Source organism: Cupriavidus sp. D384 (assembly GCF_001652915.1).
Taxonomy (GTDB): domain Bacteria; phylum Pseudomonadota; class Gammaproteobacteria; order Burkholderiales; family Burkholderiaceae; genus Cupriavidus.
On record NZ_BBQI01000024.1, the window covers coordinates 23,828 to 44,535 of the forward strand.

Here is a 20,708-nt window from a genome sequence, read left to right on the forward strand (position 1 = left end):
GCACGCGCTGCCGCGTTGTTCGATGACCGATTCGACTCGCGACCCGGCCGAAGTGGCTGCCTGGGTGCGGCTGACGGCAACACCGGGTGTTTCCGCCCAGGCCGGCCGGCGCCTGCTGGCAGCCTTCGGCCTGCCTCAGGCCGTGCTGGCCCTCGACCCTGCAAGGCTGCGCGATGCCGCGGAGCCGGCGGTGGCGCGTGCGCTCGCCGCGCCGCCCGATGCGGAGGTGTCCGCCCGGATCGATCGCACGCTGCGCTGGCTCGATGCCCCCGGCCATCATCTGGTCACGATGGCGGATGCCGCTTACCCGGCACGGCTGCTCGACCTCGCTGATCCGCCGCTGGTGCTATACGTCAATGGCCGCGCAGAACGCCTGCAGGCGCCGTCGCTGGGCATTGTCGGCGCGCGCCATGCCACGGCGCAGGGCGCGCGCAATGCACAGACATTCGCTTCAGCGTTTTCCGATGCCGGGCTGACCGTGGTGTCGGGGCTGGCCCTTGGCATCGATGCCGCGGCGCATGCGGCCGCGCTGGAGGGGCCCGGCGGCACGGTGGCCGTTGTCGGCACTGGCATCGATATCGTCTATCCGGCGCGGCACCACAAGCTGGCGCACCAGATCGTGGATGCCGGCGGCGCTATTGCGAGCGAATTCCCGCTGGGTACCCCGGGCCTGCCGAACCATTTTCCGCGTCGCAACCGCATCATTGCGGCGCTGGCGCGCGGCGTGCTGGTGGTGGAGGCGGCCGAGCGGTCGGGTTCGCTGATCACCGCACGGCTGGCATCGGAGATCGGGCGCGAGGTGTTTGCGATTCCCGGCTCGATCCACGCCGAGCTATCGCGAGGCTGCCACAAGCTGATTCGCCAGGGCGCCAAGCTGGTGGAGTCGGCGGCTGATGTGTTCGAGGAGTTTGCCGATCTGACGCCCGCGGCACCATCGACGGCGGCCGGAACTGCCACCGGGGCAGCGGCTGGTGCGAAGGCAGGCCAGGCAGCAGCCCCCCTGGCGTCGCCGGTTGGCGACGCGCTCGGGGCGGTGCTGGCCTATGATCCTGTCACGCTCGATGCGTTGTGCGACGGCACGGGGATGGCGGCTGAGGCGGTGTCCGCCGCGCTGCTGCAACTGGAGCTGGCCGGCGCGGCCGAGCGCCTGCCAGGCAACCGTTTCCGGCGTCTGGCATGATCCGCGGTATCGCCTTTGCCTCACTTTTCGACTTCAATGGCCGTTTACTTCCCCGAGCAGGATGCCGCCGCCCTGCGCCAGGCGCTCCGTGCCCGTCCGCAGGGACGGCTGGTGGCATGCCTTTGCGCCGCGTGGTGTGGGACGTGCAAGGAATATTTGCCTGGTTTTGCGGCGTTGGCGGCACGTTATCCGGACGATTGTTTCGTCTGGATCGATGTCGAAACCCACTCTGACTATCTCGGAGAGGACATCGACATCGAAAACTTTCCTACTGTATTGATTCAGCCCATTGCTGGCGGCGCAGCGCAGTTTTACGGAACCGTGCTGCCCCACGTCGATGTGCTGGAGCGGATGCTGATGCGCGCAGGTACCATGGCCGGCGCGGCACCAGACATTCCAGAAGTGCTGCCCTGGTTGCTTGCCGGGGGTGCTGGTAACGATTGAGCATGGTCAGGGTGGGCGACGGCGTTTGCTTGCAAGCCCGTCGGAACCGCGCTTATTATTGGCGCCTCAAAGCCCAGGCGTGCTGTTTACATAGTTTGCTGTGAATTTCAAGAGGCGCAAACTGCCCATCCGGCAGTGGCGCCGCAAGGACCCGTTGAATGTCAAAAGCCCTCATCATCGCGGAAAAGCCATCGGTCGCCGCCGATATTGCGCGCGCCCTCGGGGGCTTTGCCAAGCACGACGAGTACTTCGAGAGCGACGACTACGTGCTGTCCTCGGCCGTTGGCCATCTGGTGGAAATCGCCGCGCCCGACGACTACGAAGTCAAGCGGGGCAAGTGGAGCTTCACCAATCTGCCGGTGATCCCCCCGCATTTCGACCTGCGCCCGATCGCCAAGACCGAATCGCGCCTGAAAGTGCTCAACCGCCTCATCAAGCGCAAGGATGTGACCGCGCTGATCAACGCCTGTGACGCGGGGCGCGAAGGCGAGCTGATTTTCCGGCTGATCGCCCAGCAGGCCAAGGCCAAGCAGCCTGTTCGCCGGCTGTGGCTGCAGTCGATGACGCCGCAGGCGATCCGCGACGGGTTTGCCGCGCTGCGCGAAGACGAGGAAATGATGCCGCTGGCCGATGCGGCCCGATGCCGCTCCGAAGCCGACTGGCTGGTCGGCATCAACGGCACGCGCGCCATGACGGCCTTCAACAGCAAGGGCGGCGGCTTCTTCCTGACCACCGTGGGCCGGGTGCAGACCCCGACGCTGTCGATCGTTGTGGAGCGCGAAGAGAAGATCAAGCACTTCGTGCCGCGCGACTACTGGGAAGTGCGCGCCGAGTTCATCGCGGCCGCCGGCCTGTACGAGGGCCGCTGGTTCGATCCGAAGTTCAAGAAGAACGAGTTCGATGCCGAGGCGCGCGAGTCGCGCCTGTGGAGCGAGGCCGAGGCCAAGAGCATTGTGGCGGCCTGCCGCGACAAGCCGGGCACGGTCACCGAGGAATCGAAGCCGTCCACGCAGCAGTCCCCCGCCCTGTTCGACCTGACCACGCTGCAGCGCGAGGCCAACTCGCGTTTTGGCTTTTCGGCCAAGAACACGCTGGGTCTGGCGCAGGCGCTGTATGAAAAGCACAAGGTGCTGACGTACCCGCGTACCGATGCCCGCGCGCTGCCCGAGGACTACCTGGACACGGTCAAGCAGACCATGGACATGCTGGCCGACAGCTCGCCGAACTACCTGACGCATGCCAAGAAGATCCTGTCGCAAGGCTGGGTGAAGCCGAACAAGAAGATCTTCGACAACAGCAAGATCAGCGATCACTTCGCCATCATCCCGACGCTGCAGGCGCCGAAGAACCTGTCAGAGCCCGAGCAGAAGCTGTACGACCTGGTCGTGCGCCGTTTCCTGGCCGTGTTCTTCCCGGCGGCCGAGTTCCAGGTGACCACGCGGATCACCGAGGTGGCCGGCCATCACTTCAAGACCGAAGGCAAGGTGCTGGTCAATCCGGGTTGGCTGGTGATCTACGGCCGCGAAGCCCAGGGCAAGGACGACAAGGACGCGAACCTGGTGCCCGTGCAGAAGGACGAGCGCGTCAAGACCGACAAGGTCGAGTCGGTCGGCCTGTCCACGCGCCCGCCGGCCCGCTACAACGAAGCCACGCTGCTGTCGGCCATGGAAGGCGCCGGCAAGCTCGTGGACGACGACGCGCTGCGCGAGGCCATGGCCGGCAAGGGCCTGGGCACGCCTGCCACGCGCGCGGCCATCATCGAAGGCCTGCTGACCGAAAAGTACCTGGTGCGCGAGGGCCGCGAACTGATTCCGACCGCCAAGGCGTTCCAGCTGATGACGCTGCTGCGCGGCCTGGGCGTGCTGGAACTGACGCAGGCCGAGCTGACGGGCGAATGGGAACACAAGCTGTCGCAGATCGAGCGCGGCCGCCTGAAGCGTGACGAATTCATGCGCGAGATCGCGCAGATGACGCAGCAGATCGTCAAGCGTGCCAAGGAATACGACAGCGATACGATCCCCGGCGACTACGCCACGCTGGACACCCCGTGCCCGCAGTGCGGCGGCCAGGTCAAGGAAAACTACCGGCGCTTTGCCTGCACGGCTTGCGAATTCTCGATCAGCAAGATTCCGGGCGGACGCCAGTTCGAGATCGACGAAGTCGAGGAACTGCTGCTGAAGAAGGAAATTGGTCCGCTGCAGGGCTTCCGTAGCAAGATGGGCCGTCCGTTTGCGGCGATCCTGAAGCTGGCCAAGGATGACGAAGGCCACTGGAAGATGGAGTTCGACTTCGGGCAGAACGACGAGGAAGACGACGAGCCGGTGGACTTCAGCGAGCAGACACCGGTGGGCCATTGCCCGAAGTGCAATGGCTCGGTCTACGAGCACGGCATGAAGTACGTGTGCGAGAACGCCGTGGGCAGCGAGAAGACCTGCGACTTCACGACCGGCAAGATCATCCTGCAGCAGGAAATCTCGCGCGAGCAGATCGGCAAGCTGCTGACTGCGGGCAAGACGGACCTGCTGACCGGCTTCAAGTCGTCGCGTACCGGCCGTAACTTCAAGGCATTCCTGGTCAAGCAGCCGGACGGCAAGATCGGCTTCGAATTCGAGGCACGCGAGCCCAAGGCGGGCGCCAAGCCGGCGGCCAAGTCCGCGGCGGCGAAGTCGGCCGCCAAGGGCGAGGAAGCGCAAGCCGCGCCGGCCAAGACCGCCGCCAAAAAGGCCCCGGCCAAGAAGGCTGCGGCCAAGACCGCTCCGGCCAGGAAGGTGGCGACGAAGACGGCTGCAAAGACTGCCACTAAAACTGCTGCGGCGAAGAAGGCGAAGCAGACTGCGGAAGCTGAAGAGTAAGCACTCGCAAGCTGTCCCGGCGCCAAACGAAATGGCGAGGCATCTGCCTCGCCATTTTTATTTGCTGGCGATCTTGATGAGGTTCTCGCCGGCCCGCTGCTTGCCTTCGTCGAGCAGGAAGTCGATGAAGGCGCGCACCTTGGTGGGCAGGAACTTGCGGCTTGGGTAGACCACGCTGACATCGCGGCGCGGCAGCTGGTACTGCGGCAGGATGTGCATCAGGCGGCCGGCTTCGATATTGGGCCGGGCCAGGTACGAGGACAGCATCGCGATGCCCATGTCGGCCAGCGCGGCCTGGTGCGCCAGTTCGGCATTGCTGCAGAGCAGGCCCGGGCGAATCGGCACGGTCACCTCCCCTTCCGGGCCGGACAGCGTCCATTCGTGCTCGGCCGTTGGCAGGCGCATGGCGATGGCGCGGTGGTGGGACAGATCGTGCGCGGTGCGCAGCGGCGGATGCTCGCGCAGATAGCCCGGAGAGGCACACAGGATGATTTCGGCGGAGATCAGCGGCCGGGCCACCAGGTGCGAACCGAGGCCCAGGTCCGACAGCATCACGCCGACGTCGCGCCCTTCCTCGACGATGTCGATCACGCGGTCGGACAACTGCACGTCGAATACCACGTCCGGATAGCGCTGGTGAAACCGTTCCAGCGTCTTTGGCAGCAGGTGCAGGCCGAACATGACCGGCGCCACGAGCCGTAGCGTGCCGGACAGCGACTGGCTGCGGGCGGTGACGATCGATTCCGCTTCCTCGACGTCTTCAAGAATCTGCGCGCAGCGCTGCAGGTAGGTTTCGCCGGCATCGGTCAGCGACAGGCTGCGCGTGGTGCGATTCAGCAGCCGGGTGCCGAGGTGGCTTTCCAGATCGGCCACGTAGCGCGTGACCACGGCGTTGGACATTTCCAGTTGCTGCGCCGCACGGGCGAAGCTGCCAAGTTCGACCACCTTGGCGAAGACGCGCATCGATTGCAGCCGATCCATGACATAGTCTCCCGCTTCCGCCGTGAACTTTTACACGGTACGGGTAGTTTATTGTTGAAACCACAATCAATCATTGTGGAGGCGGATATTTATTCATATCAGGGGAATGCCTAATATCCCACTAACCGATGCCGCGACGCAGCAATATCCAGAATGGCGGCATCACCCGAACAAAGTGAAGGATTCGCCATGAAGCGCCAAATCGCCCTGATCGCTGCAGCCGTTGTTGCCTTGTCCGCTGCCCCTGCCTTTGCCAAGGCCGGCAAGTTCGACCCCTACACCGATGGCGCCAAGGCTACCCGCTTCGACCCGTACACCGACGGCGCGAAGGCCGGCAAGTTTGACACGTTCACGGATGGCGCCAAGGCTGGCAAGTTCGATACGTTCACCGATGGCGCCAAGTCGTTCGACGTGTACTCGGACGGCGCCAAGATCTGATTCGCCAGTAATCCGCAAAAAGCCCGTACCAACCGGTACGGGCTTTTTGCATGGGCGTTCGGGACGGAAATCCGCCTGATTGCCCAAAAGAAAACGGGCCATCTGGCCCGTTTCTGGTTTTCCGCCCCGACTCAGTCGTGGTGGTGGTGGCGGCGATGCTTGCTGCGCTTGTAGTAGCGGCGGTCATCGTCATACGAGTTGCTGCGCGACACGTTGCCGCCCAGTGCGGCACCTGCAGCACCACCCAGGCCGGCGCCAACCAGGCCGCCCGTACGGCCGCCCATGGCGTTGCCGGCTGCGGTACCCGCGCCGCCACCCAGGGCGCCGCCGATGATGGCACCAGTGCGTTCGCGGCGATTCGACGTCAGGGCGCCGCCGGCGCCCCCGCCGACTGCACCGCCGATGATCGATCCGGTGCTGCCGCCCAGCGCACCACCTACAGCGGCACCTGCCACGCCACCCAGGCCACCGCCGAGCGCGTTGTTCAGATCACCTCCTGCAAACGCCGGCAGCGTAGCCGCCGAGAGGGCAAGAGCCAGAGTCAGGTTGCGGAGAGGATGGCGAGACATCGTATTTTCCTTATGTGGTGTGTATCTGGAAACGGAGTGTAGAGAAGCAGCCCTACCCTTGCTGTAACCAGTTGTGAGGTGCTGTAACCCGCTGCAGAAACGGTATCCAACCGTTAAAAAGCGATGCTCCGGCGCAACAGCGCGCAATGATACGTCACAAAGCCCGGCTGGCGAACGGGCATGAAAAAGCGGCCCCGCGGGGCCGCTTTCCAGTTTCGGTGGGACGAGGCTGCCGTCAGCAGCACTTGCCCTGCCCGCCTCCGTACCGGGCCTCCTGGCGTTCGCGGAAGAATTCCTCGTACGTCATGGGTGCGCGGTCAGGATGGGTGCTTTCCATGTGGGCCACGTAGGTCTGGTAGTCGGGCAGGCCCACCATCAGCCGCAGCGACTGGCCCAGGTAACGTCCCATGTTTCCGATCTGATCCAGCATGTGTGGCTCCTATCCGGTTAGTTCGAGGCGGCCGACGCCTGGGCCGGCAGCGGTTCGAACGGCGTTTCGCTGTCGGTGCGCTTGCCCTGGTTGCGGGCCGACATGGCGGTCTTGAAGCCGTAGAAGACAATCGACAGCACCACGAACATGAACAGCGCGCACAAGCCGGCGTCCAGGTAGTCGTTGAAGACGATGCGGTGCATCTGCTCCATGGTCTTGGCCGGTGCCAGCACCTTGCCTTCGGCGATCGCGGCGCTGAACTTCGACGCGTGCGTCAGGAAGCTCACCTTCGGGTCGGCGTCGAACAGCTTCTGCCAGCCGGCGGTCAGCGTGCAGATCAGCAGCCAGCAGGTGGGCAGCAGCGTCACCCAGGCGTACTGCCCGCGCTTCATCTTCACCAGCACGCAGGTGCCCAGCACCAGCGCCACGGCGGCCAGCATCTGGTTCGAGATACCGAACAGCGGCCACAGCGTGTTGATGCCGCCCAGCGGATCGACCACGCCCTGGTACAGGAAGTAGCCCCAGGCCGCCACGGTCAGCGCGGTGGCGATCAGGTTGGCCGGCAGCGATTCCGTACGCTTCAGGGACGGCACGAAGCTGCCCAGCAGGTCTTGCAGCATGAAGCGGCCGGCGCGCGTGCCAGCGTCGACGGCGGTCAGGATGAACAGCGCCTCGAACAGGATGGCGAAGTGGTACCAGAAGGCCATCATGGCTTGGCCACCCACCACCTGGTGCAGGATGTGCGCGATACCCACCGCCAGCGTCGGAGCGCCACCAGCACGCGAGATGATCGTATTTTCGCCAACGTCCTTGGCGGTCTGGATCAGCACGTCCGGCGTGATCACGAAGCCCCAGGTGGACACCACGTGCGCCACGGCCTCGGGCGAGGTGCCGATCACGGCGGCCGGGCTGTTCATCGCGAAGTACACACCCGGCTCGATCACCGACGCGGCCACCAGGGCCATGATGGCGACGAACGACTCGGCCAGCATCGCGCCATAGCCGATGAAGCGCGCGTGCGATTCATTTTCCAGCAGCTTGGGCGTGGTGCCCGACGAGATCAGCGCGTGGAAACCCGACACCGCGCCGCAGGCGATGGTGATGAAGAGGAACGGGAACAGGTTGCCCGACCACACCGGGCCACCGCCCTGGGCGAACTGCGTGAAGGCCGGCATTTTCAGTTCCGGCGCCACGATCAGGATGCCGATGGCCAGCGCGATGATGGTGCCGATCTTCAGGAACGTCGACAGGTAGTCACGCGGTGCCAGCAGCAGCCACACGGGCAGCACGGCGGCGATGAAGCCGTAGATGATCAGCATCCACGTCAGCGCCTTGCCGTCGTAGGTGAACAGCGGCGCCAGCACGGCGCTTTCATGCACGTACTGGCCGCCGATGATGGCCAGCATCAGCAGCACGAAGCCGATCACCGACACCTCGCCAATGCGGCCCGGCCGGATGTAGCGCGTGTAGATGCCCATGAAGACGGCGATGGGGATGGTCACCGCCACGGTGAAGGTGCCCCACGGCGAGCCGGCCAGCGCCTTCACCACGATCAGCGCCAGCACCGCCAGGATGATGATCATGATCATGAAGCAGCCGAACAGCGCGATCAGGCCGGGCACGGTGCCCATTTCGGACTTCACCAGGTCGCCCAGCGAACGGCCGTCGCGGCGCGTGGAGATGAACAGGATCATGAAGTCCTGCACCGCGCCGGCAAACACCACGCCGGCCAGGATCCACAGCATGCCGGGCATGTAGCCCATCTGCGCGGCCAGCACGGGGCCCACCAGCGGCCCGGCGCCGGCAATCGCGGCAAAGTGGTGGCCGAACAGCACCGCCTTGTTGGTCGGCACGTAGTCCAGGCCGTCGTTGTGGCGCCACGCGGGCGTCATGCGTTTGGGGTCGAGCTGCATCACCTTGTCGGCGATGAAGCGACTGTAGTAGCGGTAGGCGATCAGGTAGATGCAGAGCGCGGCAACCACGATCCACAGTGCGCTGACGGCTTCACCGCGCGACAGCGCGACAGTGGCAAAGGCAAATGCGCCGAGTACGGCGACGGCCAGCCACAACAGGTGTTGTCCGATGCGATTCATGTTGAAGGGTCTCCTCAGACCGGCTGAAAGAACCTGCGGCGACAGGGAGCCCGGGCAGCGGGGGCGGTGCCGGATGGCGCCACCGACGATCGCGTGGAAAGGGAGTCTCCTGGATGTCTGCGGCGTCCGGTCTGTTCTCGTCTGGACCCGGATCTTGTCGTGCAGGCAGGCAGTGCTTCCAGGGGGCGGGATCGCCTGGGCCAGGGAGCACCTGCTGCGTCGGATTTGCGCAGCGGGCAGGCCCGGGCGCAATCCGGCGTGTAGTATTGACACCCGCCCATGTCGGCACAAGCGCGAAACTACGCAACACCCTTGCGTAGTAGTACGTAGACCGACGAAGTCTAGCGGCCTTCCCGGCATCGGTGTTTACCCCCGGTTCAGATGAAACTCCGTCAAAAGATACTTTTGCTTGCCGTGGCGCCCCTGGCTGTCGCGATGCTGGGCATTGCGTTGGCCGTGCGCTTCCAGGCCACCGCGTTGGCCCGCCACGAGCGCGCGCTGGTGGAGGCCGCCTACCTGCAGAGCAAGGAAACCGAGCTGCGCCACTATGTGGACCTGGCCCAGAGCGCCATCGCGCCGATGGTGCAGTCGGGCCGCACCGACGCCGCCACGCGCCAGGCTGCCATGGAGGCGCTTGCCAGGCTCGACTACGGCCCGGACGGCTACTTCTTCCTCTATGACCTGCAAGGTCGGAATCTGATGCATCCGCGCCAGCCGGAACTGGTGGGCCAGGATTTGTGGCTGATGCGTGACCCGCAAGGGGCGCTGACGATCCAGAAACTGGTGGCGGCCGCCAGATCCGGAGGCGGCTCGGTGCGCTACATGTGGCAGAAGCCGTCGTCGAAACAGACCGTGCCCAAGCTTGGCTACGTGGTGGCCGTGCCAGGCTGGGACTGGATGCTGGGCACCGGCATATACCTGGACGATGTCGAGCAGACGCTGCGCCAGCTCGATGCTCGCGCCGAGACCGATATCCGCGAGACCATGGCCTGGATTGGCGTGATTGCCGCCATCAGCATCCTGCTGGTGGCCGCCAGCGGGCTCGCGCTCAATATCAGCGAACACCGCGAGGCAGACGCCAAGCTGCGCCAGCTGGCCCAGCGCGTGGTGCAGTCGCAGGAAGAAGAGCGCGCCCGGTTGTCGCGCGAGCTGCACGATGGCATCGGCCAGCTGCTGGTGTCGGTCAAGCTGGTGCTGGAAGCCGCCACCAACCGCATCCGCCTGGCGCCGTCCGAAGGTGCGTCGGTGGCGCCCATCCTGGGCATGACGCTGAACCGGCTCGATTCCGCTTTCAATGAAGTACGACGCGTTTCGCGCAACCTGCGGCCCGCCCTGCTCGACGACCTGGGCTTGTACGCGGCCCTGCAGCATCTGGCGCGCGAGATGCAGGCCGGCAGCACGCTGCAGGTGGGCGTCACGCAGACCGGTCAGCCCCACCCACTGGCCGACGAACAGGCAACGGCGCTGTTCCGCATCGCGCAGGAAGCACTGACCAATGTCGAACGCCATGCGCGTGCCTCGCGCGTGGACGTCGAACTCGAATTTTCTCCATCGGCCACCCGCCTGACCGTGCGCGACAATGGCACCGGTTTCGACGTGGCACGCATGCAGCACGACCCGCAGCGCGGCATCGGCCTGCGCAACCTGCGCGAACGCATGGCGGCGCTGGGCGGCCAGTTCGACATCATGTCGATGCCGTCGGGCACGCGGCTCGTGGCGATGTTGCCGGTGGTCAACCCTCCTTCCGATATTCCGCTGTCATGACCAATATGACCGTTGCGCACGACGACGATCCCGTCCGTCCTCCTTCCAATGCCCCGGCCAGGGTCCTGCTGATCGACGACCATGCGCTGGTGCGCGATGGCATGCGCATGCACCTGACGCTGCAGCCTGGCCTGGAGGTGGTGGGCGAAGCCGACGATGGCGAAGCCGCGCTGGCGTGGCTGGCCGGCGCCGGTCCCGCAAACCTGCCCGAGCTGGTGATCACCGACATCGGCATGCGCGGCATGGGGGGCATCGCGCTGGCCGGGGCGCTGCACGACACCTACCCCGAAGTGGCAGTGCTGATCGTGTCGATGCACGACAACCTGGAGTACGTGCGCCAGGCCATCCGGGCGGGCGCACGCGGCTACGTGCTCAAGGACGCGCCGGCCGACGAACTGATGGCCGCCATCCAGACCGTGCTGGCCGGACGCGTGTTCTACAGCGCCCGCATCGCCCGCGGCATGGCCGATCATGCCATCAGCCCGCTCGACGCCCTGACGCCACGCGAACGCGACATCCTCCACGGCATCGGCCGCGGCCAGTCCAACAAGGACATCGCATCGCGCCTTGGCGTATCGGTGCGCACCGTGGAAACCCACCGCCTCAACCTGAAGCGCAAGCTCGGCATCGAAGGCCGCGCGGAACTGGTCAAGTACGCGGTCCAGCAGCTGGGTATCGAGAACGATCCGGTGTAGTTGCTTAACGCAGGGGCCGCCTCCCCCGCGCCTGCCCCACTGACTTGCCCCGGCACGGCAAACAAAAAAGCCGACCGGCAAGGCCGGTCGGCTTTCGATGCAGCGTGCGCTTGCCGGGGCGGGGCGATCAGCCCAGGCGCTTTGCCAGTGCCGACTTGGTGTCCACCAGGGCTTGCGGCAGGTTGTGCTTGAGCTGGGTGAACAGTTCGTCGTGCAGGGCCAGTTCCTTCTGCCAGGCGTCCTGGTCGATCGAGGTGACCAGGTCGAACTGCTCGGTCGTGAACGACAGGCCGTCCCAGTTCAGGTCGGCGTAGCGCGGCGACGTGCCGAAGACGTGGTCCACGCCCTCGCCCCGGCCTTCCACGCGGTCGATCATCCACGACAGCACGCGCATGTTTTCACCGAAGCCCGGCCACACGAAGTTGCCGTCGGCGTCCTTGCGGAACCAGTTCACGCAGTAGAACTTCGGCAGCCTGGCGCCCGAGGCTTCCAGCTTCTTGCCCAGCGCGAGCCAGTGGCCGAAGTAGTCGCTCATGTTGTAGCCGCAGAACGGCAGCATTGCGAACGGATCGCGGCGTACCACGCCTTGCTGACCAGCGGCAGCGGCGGTGGTTTCCGAACCCATCGTGGCGGCCATGTACACGCCTTCGGTCCAGTTGCGGGCCTCGGTCACCAGCGGCACCGTGGTGCTGCGGCGGCCGCCGAAGATGAAGGCATCGATCGCCACGCCAGCCGGGTTGTCCCAGTTGTCGTCGATCGACGGGCACTGCGAAGCCGGTGCGGTGAAGCGGGCGTTCGGGTGGGCGGCCTTGGCGCCGGTTTCCTTTGCGATGGCAGGCGTCCAGTCCTTGCCTTGCCAGTCGATCAGGTGCGCCGGGGCTTCCTTGGTCATGCCTTCCCACCACACGTCGCCGTCGTCGGTCAGCGCCACGTTGGTGAAGATGACGTTTTCCTTCAGGGTCGCCATCGCGTTGTAGTTGGTCTTCTCGCTTGTGCCCGGGGCCACGCCAAAGTAGCCGGCTTCGGGGTTGATCGCGTACAGGCGGCCGTCCTGGCCCGGCTTGATCCAGGCGATGTCGTCGCCGATGGTGGTGATCTTCCAGCCGTCGAAGCCCTTGGGCGGGATCAGCATGGCGAAGTTGGTCTTGCCGCAGGCCGACGGGAACGCGGCGGCCACGTGGTACTTTCTGCCCTCGGGCGAGGTCACGCCCAGGATCAGCATGTGCTCGGCCAGCCAGCCTTCGTCACGACCCATCGTCGAAGCAATGCGCAGTGCGAAGCACTTCTTGCCCAGCAGTGCGTTGCCGCCGTAGCCCGAGCCGAACGACCAGATTTCGCGCGATTCCGGGAAGTGAACGATGTACTTCGTCGGGTTGCACGGCCAGGCCACGTCCTTCTCGCCAGCGGCCAGCGGCTTGCCCACGGTGTGGACGCAGGGCACGAACTCGCCGTCGGCGCCCAGCACGTCGTACACGGCGCGGCCCATGCGCGTCATGATGCGCATGTTCACGGCCACATACGGCGAATCGGACAGTTCCACGCCGATGTGGGCGATCGGCGAACCCAGCGGGCCCATCGAGAACGGCACCACGTACATGGTGCGGCCGCGCATGCAGCCGTCGAACAGGCCGCTCAGCGTGGTGCGCATTTCGGCCGGGGCGGTCCAGTTGTTGGTCGGGCCTGCGTCTTCCTTCTTCTCGGAGCAGATGAAGGTACGGTCTTCCACGCGCGCCACGTCGGACGGATCGGACAGGGCCAGGAACGAGTTCTTGCGCTTGGCCGGGTTCAGGCGGCGCATCGTGCCCGCGGCCACCATCAGCTCGCACAGGCGGTCGTATTCTTCCTGCGAGCCGTCGCACCAGTAGATCTGGTCAGGTTTGGTGAGAGAGGCGATTTCTGCAACCCAGGCGACCAGTTTCTGGTTCTTTACCCAGGTCGGCACGTTCAGTGCCGGGGTGCCTTGCATGGTGGGGTGGTTCATCTGACTGCTCCAAAGCAAAAGGGAAATCTGTCATGTCCGACCAGGGCGTTGCCGGTGTTTCGGGGGAAGGCGGGCGCCGGCGCGGCATGCCGCGTTGGGCATGGCGCACTCGCTGGATGACCGTCACATCCCGTTACAACTCGGCGACGACCGATTCCGCGCAAATGGTCGCGGGGGCCCCTGCGGCTGCGCTACAGTTGCGCTTTGCCCGCTTTTGGCGGGCGGCAGGGTCCGGTCGGGCATTGTCCGGCGGCGAACAGGGGGCGGGAGCTTGGCTCGACCGCACTGTTGCGCCGCGGAGGCGGGCAAGAATACCACTGTACGGACACCCTGTTTTTTGCTGCGCAGCATTGTCTCCCCTGCCGGAATGCCAGAATCGACCCGCGCAACCTGGCCGCGCGGGGGTGGCCCGCCGGGACTGTCATCTGTCAATGTTGCGTCAGGGAAGTCAACAATACTGTCGGTCGCGCGCTGATTCTGTGGCCGCGCGCACCAAGCCCCCTAGGTCAAAGAGTCATCCATGAAGATTGCCGTTCTCGACGATTACCAGGACGCCGTACGCAAGCTGCCGTGTTTTTCCCTGCTGGAAGGACACGACGTCAAGGTCTTCAACAACACCGTCAAGGGCGTGGGCCAGCTTGCCGCGCGGCTTTCCGACGTGGAAGCGCTGGTCCTGATCCGCGAACGCACGCGGGTGACGCGTCAGTTGCTTGAAAAGCTGCCCAAGCTCAAGATCATCAGCCAGACCGGCCGGGCCGGCAGCCATGTGGACCTGGAAGCCTGTACCGACCGTGGCGTGGTGGTGTTGCAGGGCGTGGGTTCGCCCGTGGCGCCGGCCGAACTGACCTGGGCGCTGATCATGGCCGCCCAGCGGCGCATTCCGCAGTACGTGGCCAGCCTCAAGCACGGCGCCTGGCAGCAGTCGGGCCTGAAGTCGACCACCATGCCGCCGAATTTCGGCGTGGGCCAGGTGTTGCGTGGCCAGACGCTGGGCATCTGGGGCTACGGCAAGATTGGCCGCCTGCTGGCCGGCTACGGCCGCGCCTTCGGCATGAACGTGCTGGTCTGGGGCCGCGAGGCATCGCAACAGGGCGCCCGCGAGGATGGCCTGAACGTGGCCGAATCGGTCGATCAGCTTTTTGCCGACAGCGATGTGCTGTCGCTGCACCTGCGCCTGAACGACGAGACGCGCGGCATCGTGAAGCTGGCCGACCTGCAGCGCATGAAGCCCACGGCCCTGTTCGTCAACACCAGCCGCGCGGAGCTGATCGAGGAAAACGCGCTGGTGGCGGCGCTGAACCGGGGCCGTCCGGGCATGGCGGCCATCGATGTGTTCGAATCGGAGCCGATCCTGCAGGGCCACGCGCTGCTGCGCATGGAAAACTGCATCTGCACGCCGCATCTGGGCTATGTCGAGCGCGACAGCTACGAGCTGTACTTCCGCACGGCCTTCCAGAACATCCTCGACGTGCTGGGCGGCAAGCACGACAGCATCGTCAACCCGAAGGCGCTCACGCCCGCGTTGTCGCGCTGAATGCGGCCGGGGGCTTCCCCGGCGCCATCCACCCAAAGCAGCCACCCCGACGCACGCCAGGCCGACGTGCGTCTGTTTCCCCACATTCCCCCCCCTCAAACAAGCGGACGAGCCGGTACACTCGGTTCAAAACGTCAGCGCGCGGCCATGCGTACCGGAGCCTGCGCGCAGGCCCCGCAAACGCAAGGAGGGCGTCCCGTGGCCGAATCCGATCCGCGTCCCAATCCCGCAGGCGCTGGTGGCACGGCCGTCGGCCGCGTACTGGCGATCAATGTTGGCGTGGCCTTGCCGCTGGTAGTGGCCGGGGCCGGCACCGAGGCCGTGGTCTTGTCGGCCATCCGCAAGCATCCGCTGAGTACCCTGCATCACCCGATTGCCGTGGGCGTGCATCGCCTGGGCCTGGCCGGCGACGAGCAGGTCGACCGCACCATTCACGGCGGTGTGGGCCGGGCCGTGTATGCCTATCCGATCGAACACTACACATGGTGGAATTCGCGCCGCCGCGAGGCCGGCGTGGAAGAGGCCGAACGGCCGCTGGCCTTTGGCGCGATGGGCGAGAACCTGACCATCCAGGGGCTGCTCGAAGCCGCGCTGTGGGTGGGCGACCGCCTGCGCGTGGGCGAGGTCGAACTTGTGGTGGAATCGCCACGTCGGCCCTGTTACAAGTTCAACGCCGTGATGGGGTACGCGCAGGCTGTGCGGGACATGACGCAAAGCGGTTTCTCGGGTGTGTACCTGAGCGTGGCGCAGCCGGGCGTGATCCGCGCCGGGGACAACATGCTGCTGACGCCGGGTCCGCGCCAGATCCCGATGTCATGCCTGAACCCGCGTCACGGGGCATGAAGCGCCACCTGTGGCCCGCATCGCCCCCGGGCCCGCGTTAGTCCCAAGTTGAGTCGTCACGCTTTTCTGATAATGTTTTGCTTCTGATACAAGCAATTCGGCCGACCCTTCCCCGCTGGTCCAGACATCCTCCCCTGTTGGTGCTGTAATGGCTTGTAATACATCGCACTTTGCCTAGAAAGGGCAATGCGGTACTAGTAGTGATTTGCGCGGGCACGACCGGATCCAAGAAGCCGGGGCCATTGGGGGAGCGCGCCATGCGGCATTTGAGGGTCCTCACATGAAAACAGACGGGATCGACCAGCCGAAAGGCTTCGTCGATGGCAACTGGAGCGCGTCCACTTCGACTGGTCGCGGCCGCATATCGCCCTGGGTGGCCATTGCAGGGCTGGTAGTACTGGCACTGGCAGGCTGGTTTGGCTGGAAAACGTGGCTGGCACCGAAGCCGGCGGCCAAGGGACCGGCCGTTACCACGGTGAGCACCGCCGTGGTCAGGCAGTCCGACGTGCCGGTGGAGGTGAACGCCAACGGCACCGTGACGGCCATGCAGACCGTGGATGTGCGTCCGCAGGTTTCCAGCACCGTGCGTACCGTTCATATCAAGGAAGGCCAGTCCGTGAAGCCGGGCGACCTGCTGTTCACGCTGGACACGCGCATGGACGAGGCCAATCTTGCCAAGGCACGCGCCCAGCTGATGCGCGACCAGGCCGACCTGTCCGATGCACGCCGTACGCTGGCCCGCAGCCAGGAGCTGCTGCAGCGCAATTTCATCTCGCGCAGCGCGGTGGATACCGCCCAGGCCAAGGTCGACGGCTTTGAAGCCACGATCCGGGCCGACCAGGCCGCCATCGAGGCCAGCCAGGTTGCCACCAGCTATGGCCAGATCCGCGCCACCATCGGCGGGCGCACCGGCGTGATCAACGTGTTCCCGGGCTCGCTGGTGACGCCGGCCAACACCACGACCACCCCTGCGATGGTGACGATCGCCCAGATTGCACCGATCACGGTCATGTTCACGCTGCCCGAGCGCCAGCTGGCCGCGCTGCGCGAAGCGCTGCAGGCGGGTCCGGTCACGGTGTCGGCTCAGCCGAACGACGGCAACCCGGCCCCGGTCAGCGGCAAGATCACGTTTGTCGACAACACGGTGGACCCGCAGTACGGCAGCATCCGCGTCAAGGCGATGTTCCCCAACGACGAGCACCGGCTCTGGCCTGGCACCTATGCCAATGTGAACGCGACCGTGCAGGTGCTGAAGAACGCGCTGAGCGTGCCGCCGCAGGCCGTGGTGACGGGGCCTGAAGGCCGCTTCGTCTATACCCTGCAGCCCGACAGCAAGGTGGCGCGCGTGCCGGTGAAGGTGGTGGTGACCACCGCCGCCGCCGCCGTGGTGGAAGGCCTGCAACCGGGCGCCCGCGTGGTGACCGAGGGCGCGCAGAACCTGCGCCCGGGCACGCTGGTGCGAGAGGCTGCGCCGCGCGGGGCTTCGGCGCCCGCCGCCGCGGCACCGGCATCGGCCAATGGCGGACATTAAGACCATGTCGCTGTCCGAGCTCTGTATCCGCCGGCCCGTGATGACGGTGCTGCTGTGCCTGGCCGTCATCGTCACGGGCATCGTGCTGTACCCGACCATCCCGATCGCGGCCCTGCCCAGCTTCAACTCGCCCGTGATCCAGGTCACGGCCACGCTGCCCGGCGCCAGCCCCGAGACCATGGCCGCGTCGGTGGCGACGCAACTGGAGAAGCAGTTCGCGACGATCCCGGGCGTGACGGTGATCAGTTCGTCGAATACGCTTGGCAATTCGAGCATCACGATCGAATTCAACAGCGACCGCAATATCGACGACGCGGCCGTGGACGTGCAGGCCGCGCTGTTCCGCGCGCAACGGTCGCTGCCGATCGAAATGACGGTGCCGCCGTCGTACCGCAAGGTGAATCCGGCCGATGCGCCGGTGATCCTGCTCGCCATCAACTCGCCGTCGATGAGCCTGGGCGATCTGAACGCGTTCGGCGACAACCTGATCTCGCCCACGCTGGCCACCCTGCCCGGCGTGGCACAGGTGCAGATCTTCGGCCAGAAACGCTTCTCGGTGCGCGTGCGCGCCCATCCCGATGCGCTGGCCGCCCGGGGCATGACGCTTGACGAACTGGCTACGGCGCTCAACCGCGCCAACGCCAACACGCCGGTGGGTACGCTCGATGGTGCGCGTCAGACGCTGACCATCCAGGCCAACCGCCAGATGACCAACGCCGACGCGTTCCGCAACATCATCGTCGCCAGCCAGCCCAGCGGCGCCGTGGTGCGGCTGTCCGACGTGGCCGACGTGGAGGACAGCGTCGAGACGATCAAGACCGGTAGCTGGCTCAACAACGAGCGGTCGATCGTGCTGGCCGTGCTGCGCCAGCCCGACGCCAACACGGTGGCCGTGGTCGATGCCATCAAGGGCGCCCTGCCGCGCCTGGTGCAGCAGATGCCGGGCTCGGTCAACGTGAGCGTGGTGAACGACCGCTCGAACTCGATCCGCGAGTCGATCCATGATGTGCAGTTCACGCTGGCGCTGACCGTGGCGCTGGTGGTGATGGTGATCTTCCTGTTCCTGCGCCGCGCGGCCGCCACGCTGATCCCCACCGTATCGCTGCCGATTTCGCTGATCGGCACCGTGGCGCTGATGAAGGCGTTCGGCTACAGCCTGGACAACGTGTCGCTGCTGGCCATCACGCTGGCCGTGGGCCTGGTGGTGGACGACGCCATCGTGATGCTGGAGAACATCGTGCGGCACATCGAGGAAGGCGTGCCGCCGCTCAAGGCCGCGCTGGTGGGGTCGCGCGAGATGGGCTTCACGATCCTGTCGATCTCGATCTCGCTGGTGGCGGTGTTTATCCCGATCTTCTTCATGCCGGGCGTGATCGGCCTGCTGTTCCACGAATTCGCCGCCGTGGTGTCGCTGTCGATCCTGGTGTCGGCGCTGGTGTCGCTGACGCTGATCCCGATGCTGTGCGCGCGCTTCCTGTCGGCCGAGAACGTGCCGATCGATGAGTCGCAACACACGTATGGCGATCACGCGCCCGGCGCGCCGGCACATCATGTGCAGCAGAAGCAGACCATTGGCCTGCGTGCCACGCAGTGGTTCGAAGACCTGTTCGAGTGGACGCTGCACAAGTACGCGCACGGCCTGGACTGGTGCCTGGCGCATCGGCGCGTGGTGCTGGTGGCCGCGGGTTTGACGTTTGTGCTGACCGCCGTGCTGTTCGTGAAGATCCCCAAGGGCTTCTTCCCCGAGGAAGACATCGGCCAGATCCAGGTCAATGCCGAAGGCCCGCAGGACATTTCGTTCGAGGCAATGTCCGAGCGCCTGCGCGACGCGGCCGAGCGCATCCGTGCCAATCCGGCGGTGAAGAGCGTGGTGGCGTCAATTGGCGGCGGGCCGTCGCCGGCCATCAACACGGGCCGCATGTTCGTCGAGCTGAAGCCGCTGGGCCAGCGCCCGAAGATGCCGCAGGTGGTGGAATCGCTGCGCAAGGATGTGTCGGGCGTGCCCGGCCTGCAGGTCTATTTCTCGCCGGTGCAGAACCTGCGCCTGGGCGGCCGCCAGAGCAAGAGCCGCTACCAGTACACGCTGCAGAGCGTGAAACCGGGGCAACTGCAGGAGTTCAGCGACAAGCTGATGGCGAAGATGCGCGCCGAGCCGGTGTTCCGCGATGTGACCAGCGATTCGCAGCAGTCGGGCCTGGAGGCACAGCTGACCATCGACCGCGACAAGGCCAACGCGATGGGCGTGCAGATGCAGGACGTGCGCGCCGCGCTGTACACGGCGTTCGGCGAGCGCCAGGTGTCGACGATCTACACCCCCATCGACAACTACTACGTGATCCTGACCGCCGCCGACGTCGATCGCGTGGACGAGACCGCGTTCTCCAAGCTCTACGTGCGCAGCAAGACCGGGCAGATGGTGCCGGTGTCGGCGTTCGCCACGACCGAGCGCCGGGTGGGTCCGATTGCGGTCAACCACCAGGGCCAGCTGCCGTCGGTGACGGTGTCGTTCAACCTGGCCCCGGGCGCGGCGCTGGGCGATGCCTCGAAGCTGATCGACCGCTTCAGCCGCGACATCGAGATGCCGTCGTCGATCTTCACCAGCTGGGGTGGCGACGCGGCCGTGTTCCAGTCGTCGCAGGCCACGCAGGTGGTGTTGCTGGTGGCGGCCATTGCGGTCATCTACACGCTGCTGGGCGTGCTCTATGAGAGCTACATCCACCCGCTGACGATCCTGGCCGGCCTGCCCTCGGCGGCCATCGGCGCGCTGCTGACGCTGTTTATCTTCAACGTCGAACTGTCGCTGATTGCAACAATCGGCGTGCTGATGCTGATCGGCATCGTCAAGAAGAACGCGATCATGATGATCGACTTCGCGCTGGCGGCCCAGCGCGAGCAGGGGATGGCGCCAGGCAAGGCGATCCGCCAGGCGTGCCTGCTGCGGTTCCGCCCGATCATGATGACCACGTTTGCCGCCGTGATGGGTGCCCTGCCGCTGGCCCTGGGGCTGGGCGCTGGCGCCGAACTGCGCCAGCCGCTGGGCCTGGCCGTGGTGGGCGGCCTGCTGTTCTCGCAGGTCATCACGCTGTTCATCACGCCGGTGATCTACCTGGCGCTGGACCGCTACTCGGGCACCGGCCCGCTGCAGATCGACTCGGAAGGCAATCCGCTGGAAGAGAAGCAACCCCAGGCAGTTGCGCACTGACTGACCTGCCAGTGCATCCCCCTCCCGCGCGCGGGAGGGGCGCCCGCTCCAGTGCCGGGTTTCCCCCTTCGCGCACCTCCTTTCCCGCCTTCCCCGGCGTCCTCCGCGAAACACCACAGGCCCCGACAGCCGTTGGTAGTGACGTGCCGGTGATATCTTGGCGGGCTCGGC

Annotated in this window: 15 protein-coding genes; 10 read left to right on the forward strand and 5 right to left on the reverse strand. The window is 65.8% G+C overall.

The window, feature by feature from the left end:
• Positions 1-22 precede the first annotated feature (22 nt).
• The 3 genes from dprA (at position 23) to A9J21_RS09435 (ending at position 4,476) form a co-directional block, all read left to right on the forward strand.
• Complete coding sequence (gene dprA, locus A9J21_RS09425; protein WP_066734484.1) at positions 23-1,180, forward strand: DNA-processing protein DprA; 1,158 nt, start codon at positions 23-25, stop codon at positions 1,178-1,180.
• A 36-nt stretch (positions 1,181-1,216) separates the two neighbouring features.
• The gene (locus A9J21_RS09430) at positions 1,217-1,624 is read left to right on the forward strand and encodes a thioredoxin family protein (protein WP_066734486.1); all 408 of its coding nucleotides are present in this window, start codon (positions 1,217-1,219) and stop codon (positions 1,622-1,624) included.
• Positions 1,625-1,782: 158 nt separating this feature from the next.
• Entirely contained in the window at positions 1,783-4,476 is a 2,694-nt protein-coding gene (locus tag A9J21_RS09435; protein WP_066734488.1) for a DNA topoisomerase III, read from the forward strand.
• Positions 4,477-4,533: 57 nt separating this feature from the next.
• Here the strand turns inward: A9J21_RS09435 and A9J21_RS09440 are convergent, their stop codons facing one another.
• Entirely contained in the window at positions 4,534-5,457 is a 924-nt protein-coding gene (locus tag A9J21_RS09440) for a LysR family transcriptional regulator (RefSeq protein WP_066734490.1), read from the reverse strand.
• Positions 5,458-5,646: 189 nt separating this feature from the next.
• On the opposite strand from A9J21_RS09440, the gene A9J21_RS09445 reads away from it, so the two are divergent.
• A complete protein-coding gene (locus tag A9J21_RS09445) occupies positions 5,647-5,895 on the forward strand; it encodes a hypothetical protein (RefSeq protein ID WP_066734493.1) in 249 nt (82 codons plus the stop codon).
• A gap of 131 nt (positions 5,896-6,026) precedes the next feature.
• Here A9J21_RS09445 and A9J21_RS09450 read toward each other — a convergent pair whose 3' ends face one another.
• The 3 genes from A9J21_RS09450 to A9J21_RS09460 all read right to left on the reverse strand — a co-directional run bounded on the left by A9J21_RS09450 (position 6,027) and on the right by A9J21_RS09460 (position 8,987).
• Positions 6,027-6,464, reverse strand: coding sequence for a hypothetical protein (locus A9J21_RS09450; protein WP_066734496.1), 438 nt, complete (start codon positions 6,462-6,464; stop codon positions 6,027-6,029).
• Positions 6,465-6,699: 235 nt separating this feature from the next.
• Positions 6,700-6,894, reverse strand: coding sequence for a YbdD/YjiX family protein (locus A9J21_RS09455; RefSeq protein WP_066734504.1), 195 nt, complete (start codon positions 6,892-6,894; stop codon positions 6,700-6,702).
• 17 nt (positions 6,895-6,911) lie between these two features.
• On the reverse strand, positions 6,912-8,987 hold the full coding sequence (locus tag A9J21_RS09460; RefSeq protein WP_066734506.1) for a carbon starvation CstA family protein: 2,076 nt from the start codon (positions 8,985-8,987) through the stop codon (positions 6,912-6,914).
• A gap of 381 nt (positions 8,988-9,368) precedes the next feature.
• On the opposite strand from A9J21_RS09460, the gene A9J21_RS09465 reads away from it, so the two are divergent.
• Positions 9,369-10,751, forward strand: coding sequence for a cache domain-containing protein (locus tag A9J21_RS09465; protein WP_066734508.1), 1,383 nt, complete (start codon positions 9,369-9,371; stop codon positions 10,749-10,751).
• A 5-nt stretch (positions 10,752-10,756) separates the two neighbouring features.
• A complete protein-coding gene (locus A9J21_RS09470) occupies positions 10,757-11,446 on the forward strand; it encodes a response regulator transcription factor (protein ID WP_066734934.1) in 690 nt (229 codons plus the stop codon).
• 127 nt (positions 11,447-11,573) lie between these two features.
• Here the strand turns inward: A9J21_RS09470 and A9J21_RS09475 are convergent, their stop codons facing one another.
• Positions 11,574-13,427 (reverse strand): phosphoenolpyruvate carboxykinase (GTP), encoded by a 1,854-nt coding sequence (locus tag A9J21_RS09475; RefSeq protein WP_066734509.1) that lies wholly within the window; start codon positions 13,425-13,427, stop codon positions 11,574-11,576.
• Positions 13,428-13,947: 520 nt separating this feature from the next.
• Here A9J21_RS09475 and A9J21_RS09480 point away from each other — a divergent pair.
• From A9J21_RS09480 to A9J21_RS09495, 4 genes are all read left to right on the forward strand, one after another.
• Positions 13,948-14,961 (forward strand): D-2-hydroxyacid dehydrogenase family protein, encoded by a 1,014-nt coding sequence (locus A9J21_RS09480; protein ID WP_066734512.1) that lies wholly within the window; start codon positions 13,948-13,950, stop codon positions 14,959-14,961.
• Between the two features lie 198 nt (positions 14,962-15,159).
• Positions 15,160-15,804, forward strand: a complete 645-nt coding sequence (locus A9J21_RS09485; protein WP_066734514.1) for an MOSC domain-containing protein — start codon at positions 15,160-15,162, stop codon at positions 15,802-15,804.
• Positions 15,805-16,084: 280 nt separating this feature from the next.
• The gene (locus A9J21_RS09490) at positions 16,085-17,335 is read left to right on the forward strand and encodes an efflux RND transporter periplasmic adaptor subunit (protein WP_066734516.1); all 1,251 of its coding nucleotides are present in this window, start codon (positions 16,085-16,087) and stop codon (positions 17,333-17,335) included.
• 4 nt (positions 17,336-17,339) lie between these two features.
• On the forward strand, positions 17,340-20,537 hold the full coding sequence (locus tag A9J21_RS09495; RefSeq protein WP_066734937.1) for an efflux RND transporter permease subunit: 3,198 nt from the start codon (positions 17,340-17,342) through the stop codon (positions 20,535-20,537).
• Positions 20,538-20,708 lie beyond the last annotated feature (171 nt).